The sequence below is a fragment of the Psychrobacter sp. T6-1 genome (assembly GCF_052258445.1).
In genome coordinates this window covers 1-671 of record NZ_JBQQFC010000722.1, presented here as the reverse complement: position 1 = coordinate 671, position 671 = coordinate 1, and the positions used below count along the sequence as shown (strand labels likewise).

1 pseudogene is annotated in these 671 nt (G+C 51.1%); it reads left to right on the top strand.

What is annotated here, in order from left to right:
- Nucleotides 1-671 (top strand): annotated as a pseudogene (locus ACTXGO_RS15625) (insulinase family protein); the annotation flags it as partial.

Sequence of the window (671 nt, the reverse complement as noted above, 5' to 3'; positions counted from 1 at the left end):
ATCAGCTTTAAAGAAGGCACACAAAAACAGGTCACGCTAAGCGGACAACAGAGCACGCTGTTTGAATACGAAGCGGGCACCAATGGCTTGTACTATTATCAAGTCGTTGTGCCGCTCACGGATGCGATCAACGCAGCCAACGTGGATAATTTGCCTGCTAACGATGTCATCAATCATCCGCTACTACCGATTTATTTAAGCTTGCTATCAGAGCTGGGTACGGACTCGCTAGATGCTTATGAGATGCAAGCCAAACAAGCGGCGCATTCATCAGGCGTGACCGCACGTATTAGCCAGCGTACTAGCATCGATGATAGCCAAACGATTAGCAGCTACTTTGTGGTCGCAACGCGCGCGCTTAATCGTAAGCCTGAGGCGATCGATCTGCTCAAAGAAGTCATGGAACATAGTGTCTTTAGTGAGCACGACCGTATCAAAGAGATCTTGCAGCAGCGCGCGGCCAGTTGGCAGTCAAGACTTGCTGGCGCAGGTCACGCCTATGCGCTGCAAACGGCCAGTCGCGGCATGAGCCGTCAAGCGCAGCTTGAATACGTTCGTAGCGGCTTACCAGCATTAAACGCACTCAAGGACTTTTTGGGTCATGCCAGCGATGACGCGGCGCAATGGGACAAGCTTGCAATGAGTTTGATGGACTTACATCAGCGTCTAAT